Origin of the sequence: Paenibacillus sp. NRS-1760 (assembly GCF_050467785.1) — a bacterium.
GTDB lineage: Bacteria > Bacillota > Bacilli > Paenibacillales > Paenibacillaceae > Pristimantibacillus.
Window position 1 is genome coordinate 34,099 of record NZ_JBITPK010000007.1, and the last position, 20,914, is coordinate 55,012.

14 protein-coding genes are annotated in these 20,914 nt (G+C 46.5%); 2 read left to right on the forward strand and 12 right to left on the reverse strand.

All coding sequences use genetic code 11. The features are described from left to right. Window positions 1–84: 84 nt before the first annotated feature. Both ACIFSR_RS04220 and ACIFSR_RS04225 read right to left on the reverse strand, forming a co-directional pair. The gene (locus ACIFSR_RS04220; protein WP_430055178.1) at window positions 85–2,376 is read right to left on the reverse strand and encodes an alpha-amylase family glycosyl hydrolase; all 2,292 of its coding nucleotides are present in this window, start codon (window positions 2,374–2,376) and stop codon (window positions 85–87) included. Window positions 2,377–2,523: 147 nt separating this feature from the next. Then, window positions 2,524–3,543 carry a LacI family DNA-binding transcriptional regulator gene (locus ACIFSR_RS04225; RefSeq protein WP_430055181.1) on the reverse strand — a complete coding sequence of 340 codons (1,020 nt, stop codon included), beginning with the start codon at window positions 3,541–3,543 and terminating at the stop codon, window positions 2,524–2,526. A gap of 414 nt (window positions 3,544–3,957) precedes the next feature. Here ACIFSR_RS04225 and ACIFSR_RS04230 point away from each other — a divergent pair, with 414 nt between their 5' ends. Further along, complete coding sequence (locus ACIFSR_RS04230; RefSeq protein WP_430055183.1) at window positions 3,958–4,404, forward strand: Dps family protein; 447 nt, start codon at window positions 3,958–3,960, stop codon at window positions 4,402–4,404. A 92-nt stretch (window positions 4,405–4,496) separates the two neighbouring features. Here the strand turns inward: ACIFSR_RS04230 and ACIFSR_RS04235 are convergent, their stop codons facing one another. The 10 genes from ACIFSR_RS04235 to ACIFSR_RS04280 form a co-directional block, all read right to left on the reverse strand. Continuing rightward, complete coding sequence (locus ACIFSR_RS04235; protein ID WP_430055185.1) at window positions 4,497–7,244, reverse strand: ABC transporter permease; 2,748 nt, start codon at window positions 7,242–7,244, stop codon at window positions 4,497–4,499. Next, window positions 7,238–7,924 carry an ABC transporter ATP-binding protein gene (locus ACIFSR_RS04240; protein WP_430055187.1) on the reverse strand — a complete coding sequence of 229 codons (687 nt, stop codon included), beginning with the start codon at window positions 7,922–7,924 and terminating at the stop codon, window positions 7,238–7,240. The genes ACIFSR_RS04235 and ACIFSR_RS04240 overlap by 7 nt, the downstream gene beginning before the upstream one ends. Before the next feature lie 97 nt (window positions 7,925–8,021). Beyond that, complete coding sequence (locus ACIFSR_RS04245) at window positions 8,022–9,332, reverse strand: sensor histidine kinase (RefSeq protein ID WP_430055190.1); 1,311 nt, start codon at window positions 9,330–9,332, stop codon at window positions 8,022–8,024. Further along, window positions 9,329–10,033: a winged helix-turn-helix domain-containing protein gene (locus ACIFSR_RS04250; RefSeq protein ID WP_430055193.1), complete on the reverse strand. Its 705-nt coding sequence runs from the start codon at window positions 10,031–10,033 to the stop codon at window positions 9,329–9,331. The genes ACIFSR_RS04245 and ACIFSR_RS04250 overlap by 4 nt, the downstream gene beginning before the upstream one ends. A gap of 136 nt (window positions 10,034–10,169) precedes the next feature. Then, complete coding sequence (locus tag ACIFSR_RS04255) at window positions 10,170–10,802, reverse strand: fumarylacetoacetate hydrolase family protein (RefSeq protein WP_339206804.1); 633 nt, start codon at window positions 10,800–10,802, stop codon at window positions 10,170–10,172. A 45-nt stretch (window positions 10,803–10,847) separates the two neighbouring features. Continuing rightward, the gene (locus ACIFSR_RS04260) at window positions 10,848–12,797 is read right to left on the reverse strand and encodes an ABC-F family ATP-binding cassette domain-containing protein (RefSeq protein ID WP_430055196.1); all 1,950 of its coding nucleotides are present in this window, start codon (window positions 12,795–12,797) and stop codon (window positions 10,848–10,850) included. Between the two features lie 158 nt (window positions 12,798–12,955). Continuing rightward, window positions 12,956–14,341, reverse strand: a complete 1,386-nt coding sequence (gene fumC / locus ACIFSR_RS04265) for a class II fumarate hydratase (protein WP_430055198.1) — start codon at window positions 14,339–14,341, stop codon at window positions 12,956–12,958. Between the two features lie 101 nt (window positions 14,342–14,442). Then, window positions 14,443–15,333: a glycoside hydrolase family 43 protein gene (locus ACIFSR_RS04270; RefSeq protein WP_339206801.1), complete on the reverse strand. Its 891-nt coding sequence runs from the start codon at window positions 15,331–15,333 to the stop codon at window positions 14,443–14,445. Between the two features lie 109 nt (window positions 15,334–15,442). Continuing rightward, complete coding sequence (locus tag ACIFSR_RS04275; protein ID WP_076268815.1) at window positions 15,443–16,111, reverse strand: bifunctional 2-keto-4-hydroxyglutarate aldolase/2-keto-3-deoxy-6-phosphogluconate aldolase; 669 nt, start codon at window positions 16,109–16,111, stop codon at window positions 15,443–15,445. Window positions 16,112–16,210: 99 nt separating this feature from the next. Beyond that, complete coding sequence (locus ACIFSR_RS04280; protein WP_076268814.1) at window positions 16,211–16,522, reverse strand: Dabb family protein; 312 nt, start codon at window positions 16,520–16,522, stop codon at window positions 16,211–16,213. A gap of 241 nt (window positions 16,523–16,763) precedes the next feature. Between ACIFSR_RS04280 and ACIFSR_RS04285 the strand changes: the two genes are divergently transcribed. After that, on the forward strand, window positions 16,764–20,837 hold the full coding sequence (locus ACIFSR_RS04285; protein ID WP_430055202.1) for a bifunctional 2',3'-cyclic-nucleotide 2'-phosphodiesterase/3'-nucleotidase: 4,074 nt from the start codon (window positions 16,764–16,766) through the stop codon (window positions 20,835–20,837). The last annotated feature ends 77 nt before the right edge of the window (window positions 20,838–20,914 follow it).

Consider the following 20,914-nt stretch of genomic DNA (forward strand, 5'->3'; position numbering starts at 1 on the left):
AAAAAATCACAAATAAATGAAATCCCGACGGTTGCTTGAACCGTCGGGTTTTTTTATGCTTGAATTCCGCGCTGCCGATTTACATCAAGACCAATTGTAGACAGCAGTATCAGACGTGCCTGTCGAACTCGCAGGAGAAGTAAACGAGCGGTTCGTTCCGCTCTCCCAGATGACATTGCCGAGACTGTCCTTCTTAATGAACTTGAATTCGAAGGTCGTCCCTTTCGGCACACTTACCGGCAGGAACCATACTGGATAGTTCGGATTCATCATCGCTTCCGTCGATTTAGCTGCATCCCAGCTGCCGAGCTCAGGAATGCTGCCGACGATATGAATATTTTGTCCAACTGTCGTTGTGGCATTGACCTTAAAGATGACCTGCACCTGATCACCCGACAGTACCTCGTAAGTAAAGCTATTGCTGACATTTGTTCCTTTCGTAACCGTAATGCTGCGTGAACCGGCAGCTACAGCTGGAACGACAGCTTCGATAAACGTATCATTGTTAGATACGATCGTCGCAGCAACCGTACCGAATTTAACGGTAGCCGTGCCGCCTAAGCCCGTTCCGTAAATATAAACGGTATTGCCTGGGCGTCCTGAGGTAGAAACAACATCTCCGATTCTTGGAACCGTAGTGCCAAGCGATGGATTGTACGCCAAAATGTTAACCTCGCCGCCTGAAAGCGTGAAGCTAGAAATTTTATTTTGCCCTGATACGCTCGTAACCGTATTCGACGCGCCCATTAGCAGGCCGGACAATCCATCTGTGTAAGTTCCTACAGGCAACGTTGTATTAATTGCAGGAACCGTATACGAAATATCTGGCTGTCTATTTACAGCGACAATCACTTGCTTGTCGTAGAACTGACGCTGATAAACGAGAACATTGTCTGTGCTGTACAGAATGGAAGTTGTACCATAAGCGATCGCTTCGTTGGACTGACGCAAGGCCGATAGATTCTTGATCACTTTGAAAGCAGTTGTCGTCTCATCGAAAGCAGCCGCCTTCTGCATAAAGGAACGACCAGCAATATCGCTGCTGTCCGCGGAGGACATATACTGCTCCGTACCATAATAAATATTTGGTGTTCCACGTGATGTCATAAGCGTTGCGAGCGCAGCGTGATAAGGTTTATTGTTCGATTGAATATAGCGGAACCGCGTAACGTCGTGGTTGTCGAGGAATGTTACCGCTTGATTCTCATAGGAATAATCGGCGCTCGTTTGTGTCAGCATATTACCGAAAGTAGACATCGTCTCGGAGAAGTTGCCGAAAGCATTTGTTGCTGAACGATAAAATTCAAAATCAAGATTATTCACGCCCGTACGGTCAGGGAAGGTACGGAATTCATCATATTTTGGGTCAGGCCTGCTGATAAAAAATTCACCAAAATGAGTGAGCGGGCCGCCTGCAGCGGAGTCAATGGCATCCTTCAAGCCTTTCGTGAAGGCAGGATTCATATGCAGCGTTGCATCATGGCGGAAGCCATCAACGCCCTTTGATTTCCAGAACGTAGCTGCCTTCTCCAAATGCGCAACTACATTGGCATTCTCTTGCGAAAAATCTGCAAGCGAGCCGAGTTCCTTATGACGGAAGCCATAGCGAGAATTGTCGCCTGCGCGATCGCCTAATCCGTGAAACCAGCCGTTTACATCATTATTCGGGTCGGCGATTAGGTTTTCTATTTTGCCATCGTTGTTGTAATCGTAAGGGTTGCCAGCAGCATTGAAGGCATAATTGCCGCTTGCGTCTTTATCCGGCTCATAGAGCTTGCCGTCTTCTGGAGAATTGCCGTTAGTCGGGTTTTGCCAGCGGCTCGTATGATTCGTTACAAAATCAATGACCAGCTTCATTCCTTGATTATGGAGAGCATCACGAAGATTCTCAAAGTCCTTCATCAGCCCAAAATGCTGATTCGTTGCAAAATAATTGCGAACATGATATCCATGGAAGCTCGTCCATTTATTCATGCTTCCGCCCGGCTGGTAATCCTCAATTACAGTATCTCTATTCTCGTAGGGTGCGGATATCCAAACAGCTGTTACACCCATATTTTTCAAATAAGGAATTTTGTCGATAATCCCTTGCCAATCTCCGCCTTGATAAAGCTTTAAATCATTGCCATCCCCTTTGCCATCGCCATTCGCATCATCAAATAAAGCAGCGGAGGAGCCAGCAGGAATATTATTGCTTGTGTTGCCATCATAAAATCGATCAGTAATAATTTGGTACACCGTATCCTTTGGCGTAACTGGACTAAGCGCGGACGATGCGGTTAATGCCTCTGCTTCTCTTGGATTAACACTAATTGCCGGCAATACAAGTGCTGCTGCTAATACGAACAAAGCTAACCTTTTCCCTATAACCTTCATCCATTCAACACTCCCCACTATTTTGAAATGCAGATTTATTGCCTAGTTCAAAAAAATACCCTCCGTTTAGACGCATTATTTCACCTAGGCTCCTAGAAGTTTGGCATCACCCCCTTCATAGATTGCTGCTTATCGCGCTGCTTCTGTTCATTTCTTTACTGCTGTGCTTTGCCTAATGGTCAGCTCAACTCCAATTACGACCTTGCGATCGACAGCAGCATCCTTATCCATTTGTGCAGTCAGCAATTTCACAGCCGTCTGTCCTTTGAGCACAATATCCTGATGAACGGTCGTTAAGCCGGGCACCATATAATGGCTGTTTTGATTATCGTCAAAGCCCATTACGGACACATCACGCGGCACAACGATACCGAGATCATGCAAGCCTTTAATTAGCCCAATAGCGAGAACATCCGATAAAGCGAATACAGCCGTTAGCTCCTGTCCTCTTGAAGCGATTTGAGATGCCGTGCGATAACCGCCAATGGAGGAGGTAGGAACCTCGAAAACATAGTCGCTTTGGCAGGTCATCCCTGCTTCTTCCAGCGCTCTCTTATAGCCTAGCCACCGTCTATGATTAACGCCTTCTTCGAGCAGTGTCCCGGTCAATAATGCGATGTTCTGGTGTCCAAGTGATAACAGATGTTTTGTTCCGATGTAACCCCCAAGCTCATCATCCAATCCAACCTGGTACAGCTCATCGTTTTTTAAATAGCTATCCATAAACACACAAGGCACATTCAACTCTAAAATTCGCTCGTATATCGGTGAACCCTCAAATACGCCAATAATGATCAAACCATCCAAATGGCGCTCACGAACGAATGAAAAGGTTTCATCCGGCTCTACCCCAACAAGAAGGACATGCAGCTTCTCGTTCCGCGCTCCTTCTTCAATGCCCGTAACAAGCTGCCAATAAAACGGATTGTCATGCAGTCTGCCTTTCTCCAAGAAAGGAACAATGACCGCTATTAGCGATGATTTCTTATCCTTTAAATTGCGGGCGGACATGCTTGGCGTGAAATTCATCTCAGCGATAGCTGCTTGAACCGACTGAACCGTGTTAGGCGCTACTCTGCCTGTTCCATTCAGTACGTTGGATACCGTAGCAATCGATACTTTTGCGCGTTTAGCAACATCTTTAATCGTTATTCGTTCCTGACTCATGACGAACCACCTTTACAATAATTAAACGTTTCATCTACGTTAAACACTTATGAACAAAGAGTTTATATTAGGCGATATATGAATTTAATAAATAATTGATTAAACGTTTCATTTAATAATTCATACTATATTTTATCCTGTATATTTCTGTCAATCATTATTTTGTAAGCGCTCTACTTTGTCCCGTCAGATGGCCTCTTCCATTCCGTAATAAAAAGAAAAATGAGCTTCAATGCCAATAAGATGTTTCAACTCTAACAAAATGGTGTATACATATTGACAGACATCTTCTAGTTTGTAATAATTATAAACAAGGAGTTAGTCTAATTTAATTCAGAATTTGCAATCAACCTTTCCATTTTTGTATTCACTGACTGCAAATAGCGCAAACTACCATCAGAAAGGATGATCATTATGACAACACCTACAACTGTACAACAACATTTGAATCGCCAAATCGCCAACTGGAGCGTACTTTACATCAAGCTTCACAATTATCACTGGTACGTAAAGGGCTCCCAGTTTTTCACTTTGCATGCAAAATTCCAAGAGCTTTATGAAGAAGCTGCGCTTCATGTCGATGAAATCGCTGAACGCTTGCTTGCCGTGAAGGGTACGCCTATCGCAACCATGAAAGATTATTTGAAAACTTCTAGCATTGAAGAAGCATCCAATAAAGAAGATGCGACGCAAATGGTTGAGCAATTGATTAAAGATTTTACAACCGTAATCGGTGAACTGAAAGACGGTATGGAGGCCGCACAAAAGGCTGACGACGAAACAACAGCCGACATGCTCCTTGCTATTCATACGACACTTGAGAAGCATGTATGGATGCTTACCGCTTTTAATGGCAAATAATTGTTGCTCGTCCTATGCAAAAAGAGCTTCGGCAGTAAACTCACTGTCGAAGCTCCTTTATTTGCTTAGTGTTCTAGCCTGATACATCCATTTTAATCGCTGCTCATTTTGAGGACATCAACCGCTTTGAGCTTGAGTGCTGCCCTTGCTGGCGTAATATTAATGAGCAGAGAGGCCAACAGCAAGCCAGCTATAATGGGAAAAACAATATCGAATGGATACTCATACAGGAGGGCCGACTTATCGCCTTTCAAATCCTCTTTCACACTCTCGACAAACATATGAACCCCGCTAAGGCCTATCGCTAAGCCTGACAACAAACCCATCAAGCTTATAACAAAACCTTCGATAAACAGCATCCAAAATATGGACTTGCCGGGAACGCCGATGCAGCGCATCATTCCGATCTGTTTACTCCGCTCGCGCACGGCTCTATACAAAATAATCGCAAGCCCTAGCAAGCCAATAAGAGCGGATATAACCGTAAAACCTATGAATCCATAGCCAATTTGTTTATTAATCAATTGCTCCGCTGTATTTTGTACATAAGGTACATGAAAGGCCAGTACGCCTTCAAGTGCAAATCTTTCCTCCAGCTCCTTAGCCAGCTTAATGTCTTTATAATCAAATTGGAATAAAACGAAGCCAAGATCGGTTTGGTTGGGCCATTTGTGACCAAGCGTACGCAGCTCATCTACAACTTTTTTGTTCATCAAGGTTGTACCATAGAAATCTATTAACCCGGAAGCTGCGTCGTTACTTAAAAAACCAGCGATAATGAAATCTCGTTTCTGTGCCGGAACCCAAGCTTCTTCTCTCGATCGGAGCTTGCTCTTATATACAGGAAGCGTAATCTTATCGCCTGCCTTGAGATTTAATAATGGCATAGGAAACTTCTCTTTATAATAGTCAGGCAGGATCACATATGCAGGGTCATTCAGTACAGCCTGCCATGCTTCAGCATCGCTTGAGAACGCTGGCGATCGTGCATTTAATGCAAAGATGTTATTAAGCAAGAGCTCCTTCGTAACGGGTATAATAGCTTGAGCTATGCCGTTCTCCTGCATACTAAGCATATAAGGCTCGACGACAACTTTCCCCTTCATATGCTCTTGTATCAACGGGTCAGCAGCGGCAACCGCTTCAATTTTATCCTTCTCCAGCTCAGATTGGTATACAGCATAACCACCAAAACCTAAGACGGTTTGATTTATGCGATCAACATTCCCGCTAGCCTGTATAAGCTGCGTAATGCCAACCAAAAATGCAATCAACATCATAACAAGTGCAAATAAAAGCGCTGCTGTGTACGTTCGTCCTTTATGTTGATTCGGGTATTTAAAAGCGAGCAGTATGGACAACGGCGGAACACCAATAAGCCGCAGCAGCTTTTGCAGCGGGACAGTCATTTTCCCCACTACATTAAGCGCGATAAATAACACTGTAAACACGGATGCTATCCAAGTAAGCACAATGGTAAGCATGTTGTCATTCGTTAATTCAGGCGGATCGATAAATGCAAATATAAAATGAACACAAGTAGCGGTTAAACCCGCGGCGATTACCCAGCGGTTTCGCGTTCGTTTCCACCCTTCCGCTCGCAAGGTCCCGCCGTCCGCTGAAGGCCCTCGCAGCGCTTCAACAATATTGAATCTGCTTGCTTTGCGAGCTGTTAATCCAGAAATGAAAAGAAGGAACAACAAGGTTGCAGCAAATACAGCCGCTGCTGTTAGGATCGAAACATGAGCTGTAATCGGCACAACGAGTCCAGCCATTTGAGACAAATCCGCAGCATAGAAGCTATAAAAAAATTGAATCAAACCATAACCGCCAGACAACCCTATCAGCGTACCAAGCAGCGCACTAGCTGCTGACAGCAAGAGTGCTTCAACCATGAACATCGCAGATATATTGTCTCGCGAGAATCCGATTGCTCTTAGAATACCGTACATCTCCCGCCTGGAATCGCCAATCATGACCAGCACCTGCCGCATAAACAGCATGCTCGATATAACGGCTACAATACTGATCATGCCAATAATGATCGAATAGTTCATATCATCGACTTCATTTTTATATTTGCTTTTCAAGTTTTCTACATTGTAGGTGTGGCCTGAAACAAAAAACATGCCGCCCATGTTTACAGATGGATCAGAGTTTCCCGCCAGTATAGCCTCATAGCCATCTCCAGCTTGGCCAGACATTTGGCGCACTGCTTGCTCCGTACCGATTATTGTACCGGCAAATGCACCATATTCTTGGTAGCCAGTGAGTCCTCGCTGCTCTACTACCGCACGAATGCGAAATAACTTATCTTTGCCGGAGACAGAAACCTTAAGCGCGTCACCGACGTTAACATGCAGAAGCTTGGCTATGTCACGGTTAATAATAAGCTCATCGTCAGCCAAGCCATCTGTCCATAAGTTTTCATAGGCAGGATCAAATCTAGCAGCTTCCTCCATAGAGAAGCCCATAAACAGCATATTTTTCAGAATGGATTGTTCACCCGTATTTGCAGCCTGAGCGAAAACAGCCGCTTCCGCCTTTACATAGGGAAGAATCGTATAGTCGCTTTTTCGTGAGAAGTCTACTAAAAATGCAGCCTCTTCCGCGGAGAAACCGTCAGGATTAAGCTTCTCCGGCGTTAGCTTCCAGTTGATCGGGCCTAGATGCTTCTCAATCCAAGCTGCCCCGCTTCGCTCGACCGATTCATAGTTTACGGCACTAATGGCGATCAGCATGGCCCCGATGGCTCCAGCCATTATCGTGATCAACGTCTGCTTCCATTGTTTTCTCAGATGACTCAGCGCCATTCGCCATACAAGACTAGACGTTAGCATGACGAAACGCCCCCATCATGGATAACACGTCCGTTTTGCAATCGAATGGTGCGTGATGTTCGGTTAGCTACTTGTTGATCATGCGTCACAATAACGATCGTTGTGTTGTAATGGCGATTGAGCATCTCCAGCATCCCAATGATTTGATCCGCCGTTTCCGTATCAAGCGCGCCTGTAGGCTCATCTGCCCAAATGATATCGGGTCTCCCCACAATAGCTCTAGCGATAGCAACTCGTTGATTTTGACCGCCCGATAGTTGATTAGGATATTGATTAGCTTTATCAGACAGTCCAACCTCTTTGAGCGCTTCAAGCGCTCTCTCTTTGGCCTTATTAGCATCACTGCCTGCGGCAATAAGCGGCAGCGCCGTATTCTCCCAAGCATTCAGCACCGGTATGAGATGATAGGATTGAAACACGAACCCCATCTTCGCAAGCCGCAGCTTAGCGATCTTTTCGTCTTCCCATGAATGGATGGGCGCGTCTCCAATCCATACTTCACCTTTATCGCTGGACTCGATGCCAGCCATAATATGCAGCAGCGTTGATTTGCCGCAACCGGAGGCACCCGTAATGGATACCATTTCTCCTTTAGCAATTGTAAAAGATACGTCCCTCAGCGCTCTGACCGCTGCTTCTCCCTTGCCATATGTCTTACATAATTCCTTTATCTTTATCATCTCTTCAATCCTCACCCCTTGTTCCATTGAATGCTATCACTTTATCAAATCGATATGCATTCTTAATGGAGCAAATATGCAGAACTTGTGCAGATGGCTAGTCTTTTATGATGGGGAGGCTTAACGTAAACGCAGCTCCTTTGCCATAGCTGCTCGACACATCAAGCGTTCCGCTGTGGGCATGCGCGAATTGCTTCGCTATAGCGAGCCCAAGGCCCAGCCCTGAGCCGCGTTTGCTTGCTCTAGCTTGCCCAGCTCCTCTGTAAAAGCGGTCAAAGACAAAAGCAAGCTCCTCCTCTTCAATTCCCAAACCATCATCGATGATCGTCAATTCCGCATATCCAGCTTCTAAGCTGAGCTCGATTCGCAGCTCATGGCGTGCATGCTGCAGCGCATTCCCAATCAAATTAATAATAATTTGCCTGATCCTTGCTTCATCCGCATAAATACGAATATCATGCTCCATATGTACCGTTGCCTGTATTGTATGTTCATCCGATTGAACGACAAGAGTCTCAGCAACCGCCGCTGCTAGCGCGGTAAGTGAAAACCAGCTTTTGCTTAAGGACAAATGGCCAGATTCCGCTAGCGACAGCTCCTGTAAATCACGAACTAACTTAGTGAGACGCAGCGTCTCATCATGAAGCGATACAGTACGCGCTAATGGCAGCGGCAGTCCCTCCTGAATGGCATGGTCCAGCTGAGTCCGCATGACTGCAATCGGCGTTCGAAGCTCATGAGCAATGTCAGCTACCATCGTTCGCCTAACCGTTTCTAAGCGTTCTACGCGCTGCACAAGCCCATCTATTTGATCGAGCGCATCCGTGAGCTGCTTGTCCCCGTCTATACGATTATTTGCTGATAAAGAGGCTCGCTCCCAAATTAACGCCGCTATTCGCCGCTCCGTTTGTTTTGAAACACTGTGCGAGCGTTGAATAACCCATAATCCAATGCTGTATATCAACATAGCGAGCAACAGCGGCGGCAATACCATTCTCATACTTATAAGTTTCTGAGCTGTAGTCGATACCTGCGTATACCCGACAATCGAGCCATTTGAGAGTACGGCTATTTTCCGCGTGTCTTTATCCGTATTTTGCTTAATGACCAGCGTGGCTGTCACGGTTATTCCATCTTTGTCATAAACGATAATGGACAGCGACTTGTGTCCGGAAATCATGTAACGATCATGCTGAAGCCGATCCTCAAGACCGATCCAGCTTCCCGTCGACTCATAAAAAAGCTTAGCGTATCCATTCCAAAACAGCTGCGTCTTCTTAAGCTCAGTCCGATCGATGCGGTTCATCATCCATAAGGTACAAATAAATGCAACAACGACAGCAATCATACATATGTAAACTAACCTAAGCTTCTCACGCTGCATGCTTGTACTGCTATAGCTATTCACAGTGCTTCCTCCGTAAAGCGATAGCCAACTCCATACACGGTTTGAATGAGCTCACGCTTCTCATCGCCGCCTTCCAGCTTACGCCTCAAATTGCGAATATGTGAATCGAGCGTTCGCTCATAACCGAGAAAACCGTCGCCAAGCGCCTCATCCATCAAATGTGTTCGTGTAAACACTCTGCCTGGATTTGCCGCGAGCTTCCACAGCAGCAAAAATTCAGTACGGGTCAAGTCAAGTTTGTGCTCATTGAGCACAGCTGTGAAGCGCTGCTGATCGAGCATGAGCGGTCCTCTATAAATAATCGATTCATCAGGCGCAGGAAGGGATGGCTCGCCATGCTTGCTTGCTCTGCGCATAACTGCTTTAATTCTCGCACTTAGTTCACGAAGCCCAAACGGCTTCGTCAAATAATCGTCCGCGCCAAGCTCCAGTGCCAGCACCTTATCGAATTCATCACCCTTGGCTGTTACCATAATGAAGGGCAGCTTCCACTCTTTTTCATTACGCTTGCAAATGTCTATTCCGCTTGCTCCACCGGGCAGCATCCAATCTACTAGCAGCAAATCCGGATTCATCTGCTTAATGAGCGGCTCCGCTTCGGTCAATGAGGAAGCGCCATAAACCTCCACCGATTCTTTTCGCAAATAATCAGCGCATTCCTGAAGCAGCTGCTGCTCATCCTCAATCCAAACGACTTTCATCTTACACTCACACTCCCCTAAATAAATTGTTGCATAAAAAAACAGTTCTTCCAAGTAGGGAAGAACTGTCTTTTTATACAATTCTATGGATGTTCGCTAAACAAACTCGCTGCTGCGAAATGATAATCAATTGATCTTATACAAGCTTTACGCTGCAGCTGCCTACAGCTGTACCTGCCCATAATGCTTGCAGCTGGTCACCGTCATGCAAAGCAGCCACCCCTGCTGGCGTTCCTGTGAATAGAAGATCGCCGGCGCCAAGCCCGTAATGCTCTCCAACGAATTGAATCAGCTCCGATACGCTGAATAACATATCGCTGGCATTGCCGCGCTGCGCCTCTTCGCCATTTCGCAAGAGCACAAACTCTTTTTCGGCAAGAGCCGCTGCACCTGGGTAAGGAAGCCATTCACCAAGCGGAGCTGAGTTTTTAAACCCTTTGGCCGCAAGCCATGGCTGTCCCTTAGCCTTCAGCTTGGACTGAACGTCACGAAGCGTTAAGTCCAAACCAAGCGCCATGCCGTCAATGCATTGTTCTGGATCGATGCCCGGCTCATAAGCACGGCCAATCCGCAGTACGATTTCAAGCTCAAAGTGCACCTCGCCTACATTACCGGGAAGATCTACGGTGTTGCCTGCCATTGGAACAATGGCATGCGACGGCTTTGTAAACACGAGCGGCTGATCAGGCACCTCATTGCCAAGCTCCAAAGCGTGAAGTTTATAATTTCGACCGATACAATAAATATTACGAATCTCATTGCTGCTCATGAACAATGCCGCCTTTCTATTTCAACTAGGTTAAATCGGTTTCGTTTACTTCTGTGCAGCGATTTGCTCAGCCAATTCATTCAGTTCTGCCCAGCGGTCCATTAGCTTCTCCAGCTTTTCTTCCAGCTGCTGCTGCTCTGCTGCCAGCTCAAGGAGACGAGCAGAATCGCTGCTTGCAGCTTCCATGCGTGAGGCGATTTCGCTGATCTCGGTTTCCGCAGCCTCAATCCAGCCATCGATTTGCTCAAAGTCCTTTTGATCCTTGTAGGACATTTTGAGTGTACGTCCCTTAAGCGCGGGTTTCACAGCCGCTTCTGAACTCTTCACCTCTGCGCTCGAAGCCGCTTTTGCAACGGCGGTATCGGCTGCAACCGCTGATGGAGTAGTTCCAGCGCCGTATTTCTCAACAAACGCTTGGTAATCTGAATAGTTGCCAGTGTGATGTGCAATAACGCCATTGCCCTCGAACGCGATAATCTTGTCTACTGTCCGATCAAGGAAATAACGATCATGAGAGACAACGAACACCACGCCTGGGAAATCGTCAAGATAATCCTCCAGCACTGTTAGTGTGGAAATATCCAAGTCATTCGTCGGCTCATCGAGCAGCAGCACATTCGGTGCATTCATTAACACGCGCAATAGCTGCAAGCGGCGCTTCTCGCCGCCGGACAGCTTCGAAATCGGTGTCCACTGCATCGTAGGGGAGAATAGGAAACGCTCCAGCATTTGTCCCGCCGATATGGTCGAGCCATCAGCCGTCTTTACTTGCTCAGCGCCCTCGCGGATATATTCGATCACTCGCAAAGACTGATCCATCTCTTCATGCTCTTGCGAGAACCAGCCCAGCTTGACTGTTGTACCAAGGTCCACGGTTCCTTCGTCTGGCGTTAATTGCCCTGTAATCAGCTTCATTAGCGTTGATTTCCCGCTTCCGTTGCGTCCGACGATGCCTACTCGGTCCTCTGGAACGGCAATATAGCTGAAATCGCGAATAAGCGTCCGATCACCAAAGCTTTTTTTCACATTTTCCATTTCAAGGATTTTCCGGCCCAGCCTAGTCGAAGCTACGGATACGTCCATCTTCCCGCCCGCTTGCTTCGGTGCATCTGCCTTAAGCGCCTCAAAGCGATCGATACGCGCCTTTTGCTTCGTTGATCTTGCTTTTGCCCCTCGTCTGATCCACGCGAGTTCATTGCGCAGCAAATTTTGACGCTTCGATTCCGTTGAAGCTTCCCGCTCCTCGCGGTCCAGCTTCAGCTCAAGGAAACGACTGTAGTTTGCTTGATAGAAATGGGCTTGGCCTTTATCGAGCTCAATGACGCGGTTACTGACACGATCAAGGAAATACCGATCATGCGTAATCATGAGCAATGCGCCTCTGCGTTTTTGCAGCATGCCTTCGAGCCAAGCTACGGAATCATTATCGATATGGTTCGTAGGCTCATCTAGAATGAGCACATCGGAAGGAAGCAATAAAGCAGCAGCCATAGCGACACGCTTGCGCTGGCCGCCGGACAACGTCTCTACCTTCGCTTCAAAATCATTAATGCCAAGCTTTGACAGCGCCATCTTCGCATCGCTCTCTAGCTGCCATGCATCAAATTCATCCATAAGCTGATTTGCCTTAATCAGCTTATCTTGCAGCGCTACATCGCTTGGATTAAGCTCAATCGCTTCCATTGCCGCAGCATAAGCCTGCACAGCTCTTAGCTGAGGAGAATCTCCGCCAAGCACATGCTCCAGCGTCGTTTCGTTCGGAGCAAATACCGGATCCTGCGCCAGCATTCTAACCGTTACCCGGTTGCCGATCGACACTGTGCCTGAGTCAGCTTGTTCTAGGCCCGCAATCACCTTAAGAAAGGTGGACTTTCCCGTGCCGTTCACACCAATGATGCCGACTTTGTCGCCATCCTCTACGCCAAATGTTACATTTTCGAACAATAGCTTCTCGCCATAGCTCTTCGTTATATGTTCTACAGACAATAAATGCATGAGACAAACCTACTTTTTTGGAATAGTATTGCTGCGATTGCAGCCCCTCGTATCATACCATAAAAAGCCCATATCATAACATGAACCTCTGTACAGCAAAAAGAATCAGCACCTTGTCCCATGAGACAAGAGCTGATCCTTTCTTATTTAGCTATTTATTAACGCTTTCCGATCATGTTTTCGGGACGAACAAATTCATCGAATTGCTCTGAAGTAAGCAAGTCGCTCGCGATAGCCGACTCCTTCAATGTTAGTCCTTTTTTGTGTGCGTTTTTGGCAATGGCAGCCGCATTCTCGTAGCCGATATGCGGATTAAGCGCTGTGACCAGCATCAGCGACTGATCCAGATTACGTTTGATTACTGCTTCGTTTGGCTCAATGCCAACCGCACAGTTGTCGTTGAATGAAACCATGCCATCAGCAAGAAGGGCTACTGATTGCAGGAAGTTATAAATGATAACTGGTTTGAATACGTTTAGCTCGAAGTTTCCTTGGCTTGCTGCCATCGAAATAGCCGTATCATTGCCAATCACTTGGCATACTGCCATCGTCAAAGCTTCACTTTGCGTTGGATTAACTTTACCTGGCATAATCGAGCTGCCCGGCTCGTTCTCTGGAATCGAAATTTCACCGATGCCGCAGCGAGGACCGCTTGCCAGCCATCTTACATCGTTTGCAATTTTCATCAAATCAGCCGCCAGCGCTTTTACGGCACCATGCGTGTATACGATTTGGTCGTGGCTTGTAAGCGAGTGGAATTTGTTCTCCGCCGTTACAAATGTTTTGCCCGTAAGCGCCGTTACTTCTTGCGCTACTGCAACTGCAAAGTCAGGGTGAGCGTTAAGGCCCGTACCAACTGCCGTACCGCCAAGCGCTAGATCGCGCATCGTTTCTACGCTTTGAACTAACATGGCGCGCGTTCTGTCCAGCATGGAGTACCAGCCGCTGATTTCTTGACCAAGCGTAATTGGTGTAGCATCTTGAAGATGAGTACGCCCGATTTTCACAATATCGTTAAACTTCTCCGCTTTCGCACGAAGCGTGCCATTCAGTAGATCAAGAGATGGAAGCAAGCGATCCTCGAGCGCAATTACGCCAGCAATATGCATCGCTGCAGGGAATGTATCATTCGAGCTTTGTGAGCGGTTTACGTCATCATTCGGGTGGATGCGCACTTCGCTTCCGCGTTCTGCAAGCAAGTTATTCGCACGGTTAGCAATAACCTCATTTACGTTCATGTTCGTTTGCGTGCCGCTGCCTGTTTGCCATACGACTAATGGAAAATGCTCATCCCATTTGCCTGAAACGATTTCGTCTACCGCTTCACCAATAATCGCTGACTTTGCTGCATCCAAAACGCCAAGCTTCTCATTGGCTTGCGCGGCTGCTTTTTTAATATAAGCCATCGCATACACCACTTCGATCGGCATGCGCTCACCGCTAATTTTGAAGTTTTGCAAGCTGCGTTGCGTTTGTGCGCCCCATAGCTTATCCGCAGGAACCTGAATCTCGCCCATTGTGTCCTTCTCAATACGATAATCCATTAATTGAACGACTCCTTTAATCAATTGTGTTTTCTCTTTTTTGACCCTGTTTCTGTTATAACGCTATTCCTGATCAGAATCAAGCAAAGCTCCCAAATCGGTTATAAGAACTGCGCTTTTACTTTTCGCTGCAGCGTACCGTTCTTCTCTTCGATTTCAATAAATACTGCTCTTTCATCCGGCTCATTGTTGGGTGCGTGCATGGCAAGCATAAGCTGTCCTTCCAATGAGCGGAATAACATCCCGTGTCCACCATCCTGCGGGAAAAGCGTCTCCTCATCCTGCGTCCATGGCCCTTCAATCGTTCCGCTGGCTGAACGGGCGATCCCAATAGCGTAGCCATTTTTCGAACCGCTTGACCAAAGCATAAGCAGCTCGCCTGCTTGATTACGATATAGATAAGGGCCGTCTGTAATATAGTTGTTATGATCATCGCCAAATGGAATGGCCCAAGCTGCTTCCGATGCGGAGAAAAGCGTGATCGGCTCTCCAGCCGCTTCCTTTAAATCTGCGGTCAATGGAATGGCGCACATTTTACCATCATTCACCTGCACCCATTCTTGGCAAAATACCATCCATGGAGTTCCATCCGCTTCGATATGCAGCGTACCGTCAAGACATTCCCACTCCAATGGAGTGACGGGCTTATCTGTAAGCGGGACAAAAGGCCCAAGAGGGCTTTCCGCTATTAAAACCTGTGTTGCGCGCCGCTTATCCTCTGACTTAAATGAAGCAAACATATAGTAGCTGTTATCGTAAACATACACTTCAGGCGCCCAAAAATGATGATCCGACCAAAAAGCTGGCGCTGGCCTGAAGGCTGGATAAGGCCCATCCCAATTCTCAAGATCAGTGCTTTTGTACGTATCGAACCCCGTCCCTGGAGCTGACCATACATTCTCATCCGTTGTACCATATAGGTAATAACATTTCTCTTGCTCATTTACCAGTATGTAAGGATCACGAATTCGAATTTGCTCTCGTTTCAGCATTGGCTGGATTTCCTCCTCTAAACTAGTCATGTAACTATGAGAAAATGATATCCTTTCTTATATTTCAAAAAAAAGAACCTGACAGAGGCAGCCTCCGTCAGGTATTTGATTAAAGTCCTTTTGCTTCGCGGTAAGCTGCGATATAAGCAGCGGCTTTCTTCTCAATGAGCGAGAAATCGCCCGTTTTTACAGCGTCCTTCGTTAGATCGGATCCGATACCGACCGCTACCGCGCCCGCTTTGATCCAGTCCTTTAGGTTGTCGAGCGATACGCCGCCGGTTGGCATAACGTTAGCCTGCGGCAACGGTCCTTTAATAGAAGGAATCACGCTTGGTGAATATAGATTTCCTGGGAACAGCTTCACGATATCAACGCCCAGCTCCAATGCCGTTTGAATTTCGTGAATGGTCATGGTACCCGGTAAAATAGGAACCGCATAGCGATTGCAAAGCTTGATCGTATCCGGATTAAGCGCTGGAGAAACGACATATTCCGCCCCTGCCAATATAGCAGCGCGTGCCGTTTCTGGATCTAGTACTGTGCCGACGCCGATAATAGCAAAGTTGTCAGCATCAGGTGATACGGAGCTTGAATACTCTTTGGATAATTGCTCGATAGCACGCAGCGCAAATGGCACAGTCATCGTAATTTCAATCGCTTTGATACCGCCCTTAATTGCACGGCGTGACATTTCCACAACTTCCTCAGGCGAGTCCGCACGCAATACCGCCACGACGCCGGCATCCGTCAACTGCTGAAGCACTCTCAGCTTTTTCATCTTTTAGTCCCTCATCCCATTATGTTCGTATTTGTTCGAAAATGTGTTATCTCTACCGCTCATTATATGTCGTTTCAGCTAAATCATCAATGGAACGTCCTACTTCGCGTAATCGATTTCAAGAAACTTTTCTACTTCTGTCACCCAACGTTCATTTACAAACTGCACATGCAGCGGATGCTCGTTATAAGCATCGTAATCAGCCTGATTCGCAAATTCCATTGCGAAGCCATGGCGGTAGTCATTTTTCCCGCTTACTTGCTTATACACTTGAAAGTTCTTTACAGACGGAATCGAAGTAAGAATCCGCTCTCCATCCTCCAAAAACTGCTGTTCCTCCGCAGAGCCTTGTTCATGCTTCAAGTTAAAAATGACGGAGTGCAATATCCAGTCTTTTGTTTGCGTTGTCATACGTTTCACTCCTTCTTCTCTATGAAATGGTTTTGTTCCTATAAAAATAACATAAACAAGCTGCTAAGTGGAACGCTTTTCGTTACAAAGCTTTCCATTTTTTGTTCTTGTTCTTTTTTCAAAATATACATTATTATTACCTTGGTTCTATTAAATTTCGAAAATATAGTATTGGAATTTAGTAGCTTCTGCTCTATTATGTTTATGTTAACATTTATGACATGAGAGGAAGATTGGTAGAATGCAGGAAGGTCAGCTTAAGGGGAAAAAGGGTTTACGAAAGCTCGCTGTCTCGTCATTGACTTTATTCGTACTGTCGATGCCGTTTAACGGTATGTTCGCAGCAGCAGCGGATGCCGGGTCCAGCGTGAAACTCAGAATTATGGAAACAACAGACATTCACACCAATCTTGTGCCGTACGATTATTACAAGGATGCCGTTTCCAATACGGTCGGATTTGCTAGAACTTCAAATCTGATTAAAGCGGCTAGAGCAGAATCAAAGAACACATTCCTTGTTGACAACGGTGACCTTATCCAAGGCACGCCGCTTGGCACTTACAAGGCTGTCGTAGCTCCAATTAAAGACAAAGAGATTCATCCCGTTTATAAGGCCATGAATCAACTTGACTACGACGTTGCTACCCTTGGCAACCATGAATTCAACTATGGATTAGATTATTTGGACAACGCTCTTAAAGGCGCCAATTTCCCTTATGTGAGCGCAAACGTATATATCGATGATAAGGACTCGAATCCGGATAACGATGTGAACCGCTTTGAGCCCTACAAAATTATTACGAAAAAAGTCGTTGATGAATCCGGTCAGGAGCAGACGCTGAAAATCGGTGTTATCGGCTTTGTACCTCCGCAAATTACACAGTGGGACAAAACTTGGCTTGAAGGCAAAGTCATTACGAAGGATATTGCCGCAACTGCTGAGAAATTTGTACCTAAAATGAGAGCGGAAGGCGCGGACATTATTATTGCTATGGCGCACACGGGCTTTAATGGCAACTCTCAAGCAAATACTAACGCTGAGGATGCTGTACTGCTTCTAAGCAAGGTGTCTGGTATTGATGCAATTACATTCTCTCATACTCATAAAGTATTCCCTGCAGTTGACGAGAAATCGCTCGACGCTTTATTTAAGGATGCTTCTGGCAAAGTATATGCAAGCGTTGACAATGCGAAGGGCACGATTAATGGAGTGCCTGCCGTACAAGCTGGATACGGCGGAAGCAATCTAGGAATTATCGATTTGTCGCTAGAGAAACAGGACGGCAAATGGAAAGTTGCTGGCTCCCAGTCCTCCACGAAAGCGATTTACGATAGCGCAGCGAAGAAACCGCTTGTTGAAATCGATCAAGCAATCATCGACGCCGTGAATGGTGATCACGAAGCAACGATTAAATACGCAAACAACCCTATCGGAACAACAACAGCGCCGATTCATAGCTATTTTGCGCTCGTACAAGACGACCCTTCTGTTCAGATCGTAACGAACGCACAGAAATGGTATGTTGAAAACTATATTAAGAAAAACCTGCCAGAATACAAGGACACGCCAATCTTGTCCGTAGGCGCTCCATTCAAAGCGGGACGCAATGGCGTTGAGGAATTCACAGAAATTAAAGCCGGCCCGCTCGCGATTAAGAGTGCAGGCGATCTCTATCTCTACGACAACACGCTTAAAGCGATCATGGTTAAGGGTTCTGTTGTGAAAGAATGGCTGGAAATGTCTGCTGGCAAATTCAATCAAATCGATCAAAGCAAATCGGAAGAGCAAGAACTGCTTAATCCTTCATTCCAAGTGTATAACTTTGACGTGATCGATGGCGTAACTTACCAAGTAGACGTTACTAAACCAGCTAAATATAAAGTTGATGGCACGATTAATGATGCAGCTTCCAGCCGGATCATTAAGTTAAACTACAAGGGTAAGCCGGTAGATCCAAATCAAGATTTCATCGTTATTACTAACAATTACCGTGCTGGAGGCGGCGGCAACTTCCCAGGCGTTAAAGGAAGCAAATATATTATTGACGCACCGGACGAAAACCGCCAAATCTTAATGGATTACATTAGCACGAATAAGCAAATTAACCCATCGATCGATAACAACTGGTCGATTGCTCCAGTTATGGGCGATGTAAAGGTTACATTCACTTCATCTCCAAAAGCGGCGGAGTATGCAAAAACAACGAACAACATCCGTTACTTGGATAAAGTCGATGAAAAGGGCTTCGGCATCTTCTCCCTCGACCTAAACAAGCTATTTACTGATGTACCAGCTTCTCACTGGGCTTCACCTGCCATTAATGAGCTGGTTGCAAAACAAATCGTTACAGGCAAAACGGATACCACTTTTGAGCCAAACACGAACGTTACCCGCGCGGAATTCGCGACACTGCTCGTGAAAGCTTTGAAATTGACTGCGAAAAGCAAAAGCTCGTTCACCGATGTTCCAGCGACTGCATGGTATGCGGAATCCGTTGCAGCGGCAAGCGAGAACGGCTTGGTTAACGGAGTTTCCAAAGGCAAATTTGCTCCAAACGACAAAATTACGCGTGAGCAAATGGCGGTAATGGCAAGCAACGCATTGAAACTCAAAGCAGGCAAAGAGACGATCATAGCGGAAAGCAAAAAAATGGCCGACGATGCTCAAATTAGTGCTTGGGCAAAAGCTGGCGTGAATATCGTAGTTGACCGCGGGGTTATGAACGGACGCAGCGAAGGCAAGTTTGTCCCTAAAGCGTCATCGACTCGTGCAGAAGCGGCGAAAGTCGTTCATACGCTGATCAGCGATATTTCGGTACAATTGCTGGGCATTAACGATTTCCACGGACAATTGGATTACAAAAAAGATGTAAAAGATGCAGCGGGCAAAGTCGTGTCGACACTCGGAGGCGCGGATTATTTGGCCACATATTTGAAACAACGCGAAGCTTCGAATCCGAACACGCTGCTTGTGCATGCTGGCGATGCGGTTGGTGCTAGCGCACCGGTATCCGCGATGCTGCAGGATGAGCCGACGATCGATTTCTTGAACCGTCTCGGCTTCGATATCGGCACACTCGGCAACCATGAGTTTGACGCTGGCGCAGCTGAAGCACTCCGCTTAATCAACGGAGGCAAAAACCCGAAAACGGGCAAGGATTTCGCAGGTGCAAACTTCCCTTATGTCGCTGCAAACGTAGTGGATGCAAACGGCAAACCGCTGCTTGACGCCTACAAAGTACTTGAAGTTGGCGGAGTTAAAGTCGGTTTTATCGGGGTCGTAACGAATATTACGCCTTCTGTCGTAAAAGCTGAAAGCATTAAAGGTCTTAACTTTATCGAGCAAGCTCCAGCGGTTAACAAAGCAGTGAAAGAGCTGCAAGCGAAGGGCGTGCACACCATCGTTATTTTGGCGCATGATCCATTCGATGGCAAAGCCGACGCTCCAACTGGCGAAGTTGTCGATCTGGCTAACAACGTTGATGATGATGTAGACGTCATCTTCGCAGGCCACAACCATGGCGGTCTGAACAAAATGATCGACGGCAAGCTTGTCATTGAAGCCTTCTCTTATGGTACGGCATTCTCTGATGTGGATCTAGTTATCGATCGTGCAACGCATAACGTTATTTCCGCTAAAGGCGAAGTCGTTGAAGTGAAACGCGAAGGCGTTACGCCGGATGCAGAAATTGCACAAATGATCAAATCGTACCAAGAGCTGAACGCTCCAGTTATGAACGCACCGGTTACTAAAACGGATGCTGCCATTACACGTACAACTAACGCTTCCGGCGAATCAGCGCTAGGAAACCTAATTGCCGATGGCATGCGCGAAGTAATGAAAGCGGACTTTGCATTCATGAATTCAGGCGGAATCCGTAATGATCTTCCACAAGGAAATGTCACTTACGGAAACATGTTCTCCGTACAGCCTTTCGGCAACGTGCTCATTAAGATGACGCTGACTGGCGCGCAAATGAAAGAGCTGATGAATCAGCAATGGGCAGGAACAAGCCCGAAGATTGGCCAAATTTCAGGTTTCACATATAAGTATGACGATAGCAAGCCAGACGGCCAAAAGATTGTTGAAATCAAGAAAGCCGATGGCACTGTTCTAGATGACGCAGCAGCCTATACGATTGTCGTGAACGATTTTATGGCAACAGGCGGCGACGGCTACACGGTGCTCTTGAAAGGAACAAACCGTGAGGCTGGTCCTGTAGATCTTGACGCTACGATCACATATATTAATGCGAATTCCACAGCCGGTACTATCGCGGCAAAAATTGAAGGCCGCTTTACTAAAGTGAACTAATCACCTGTTAAAAGAAAATCCCCCTCGCCGAGGCTTCATTCGCACCGGTCGAGGGGGATTTTTTGTATAATAAAGTG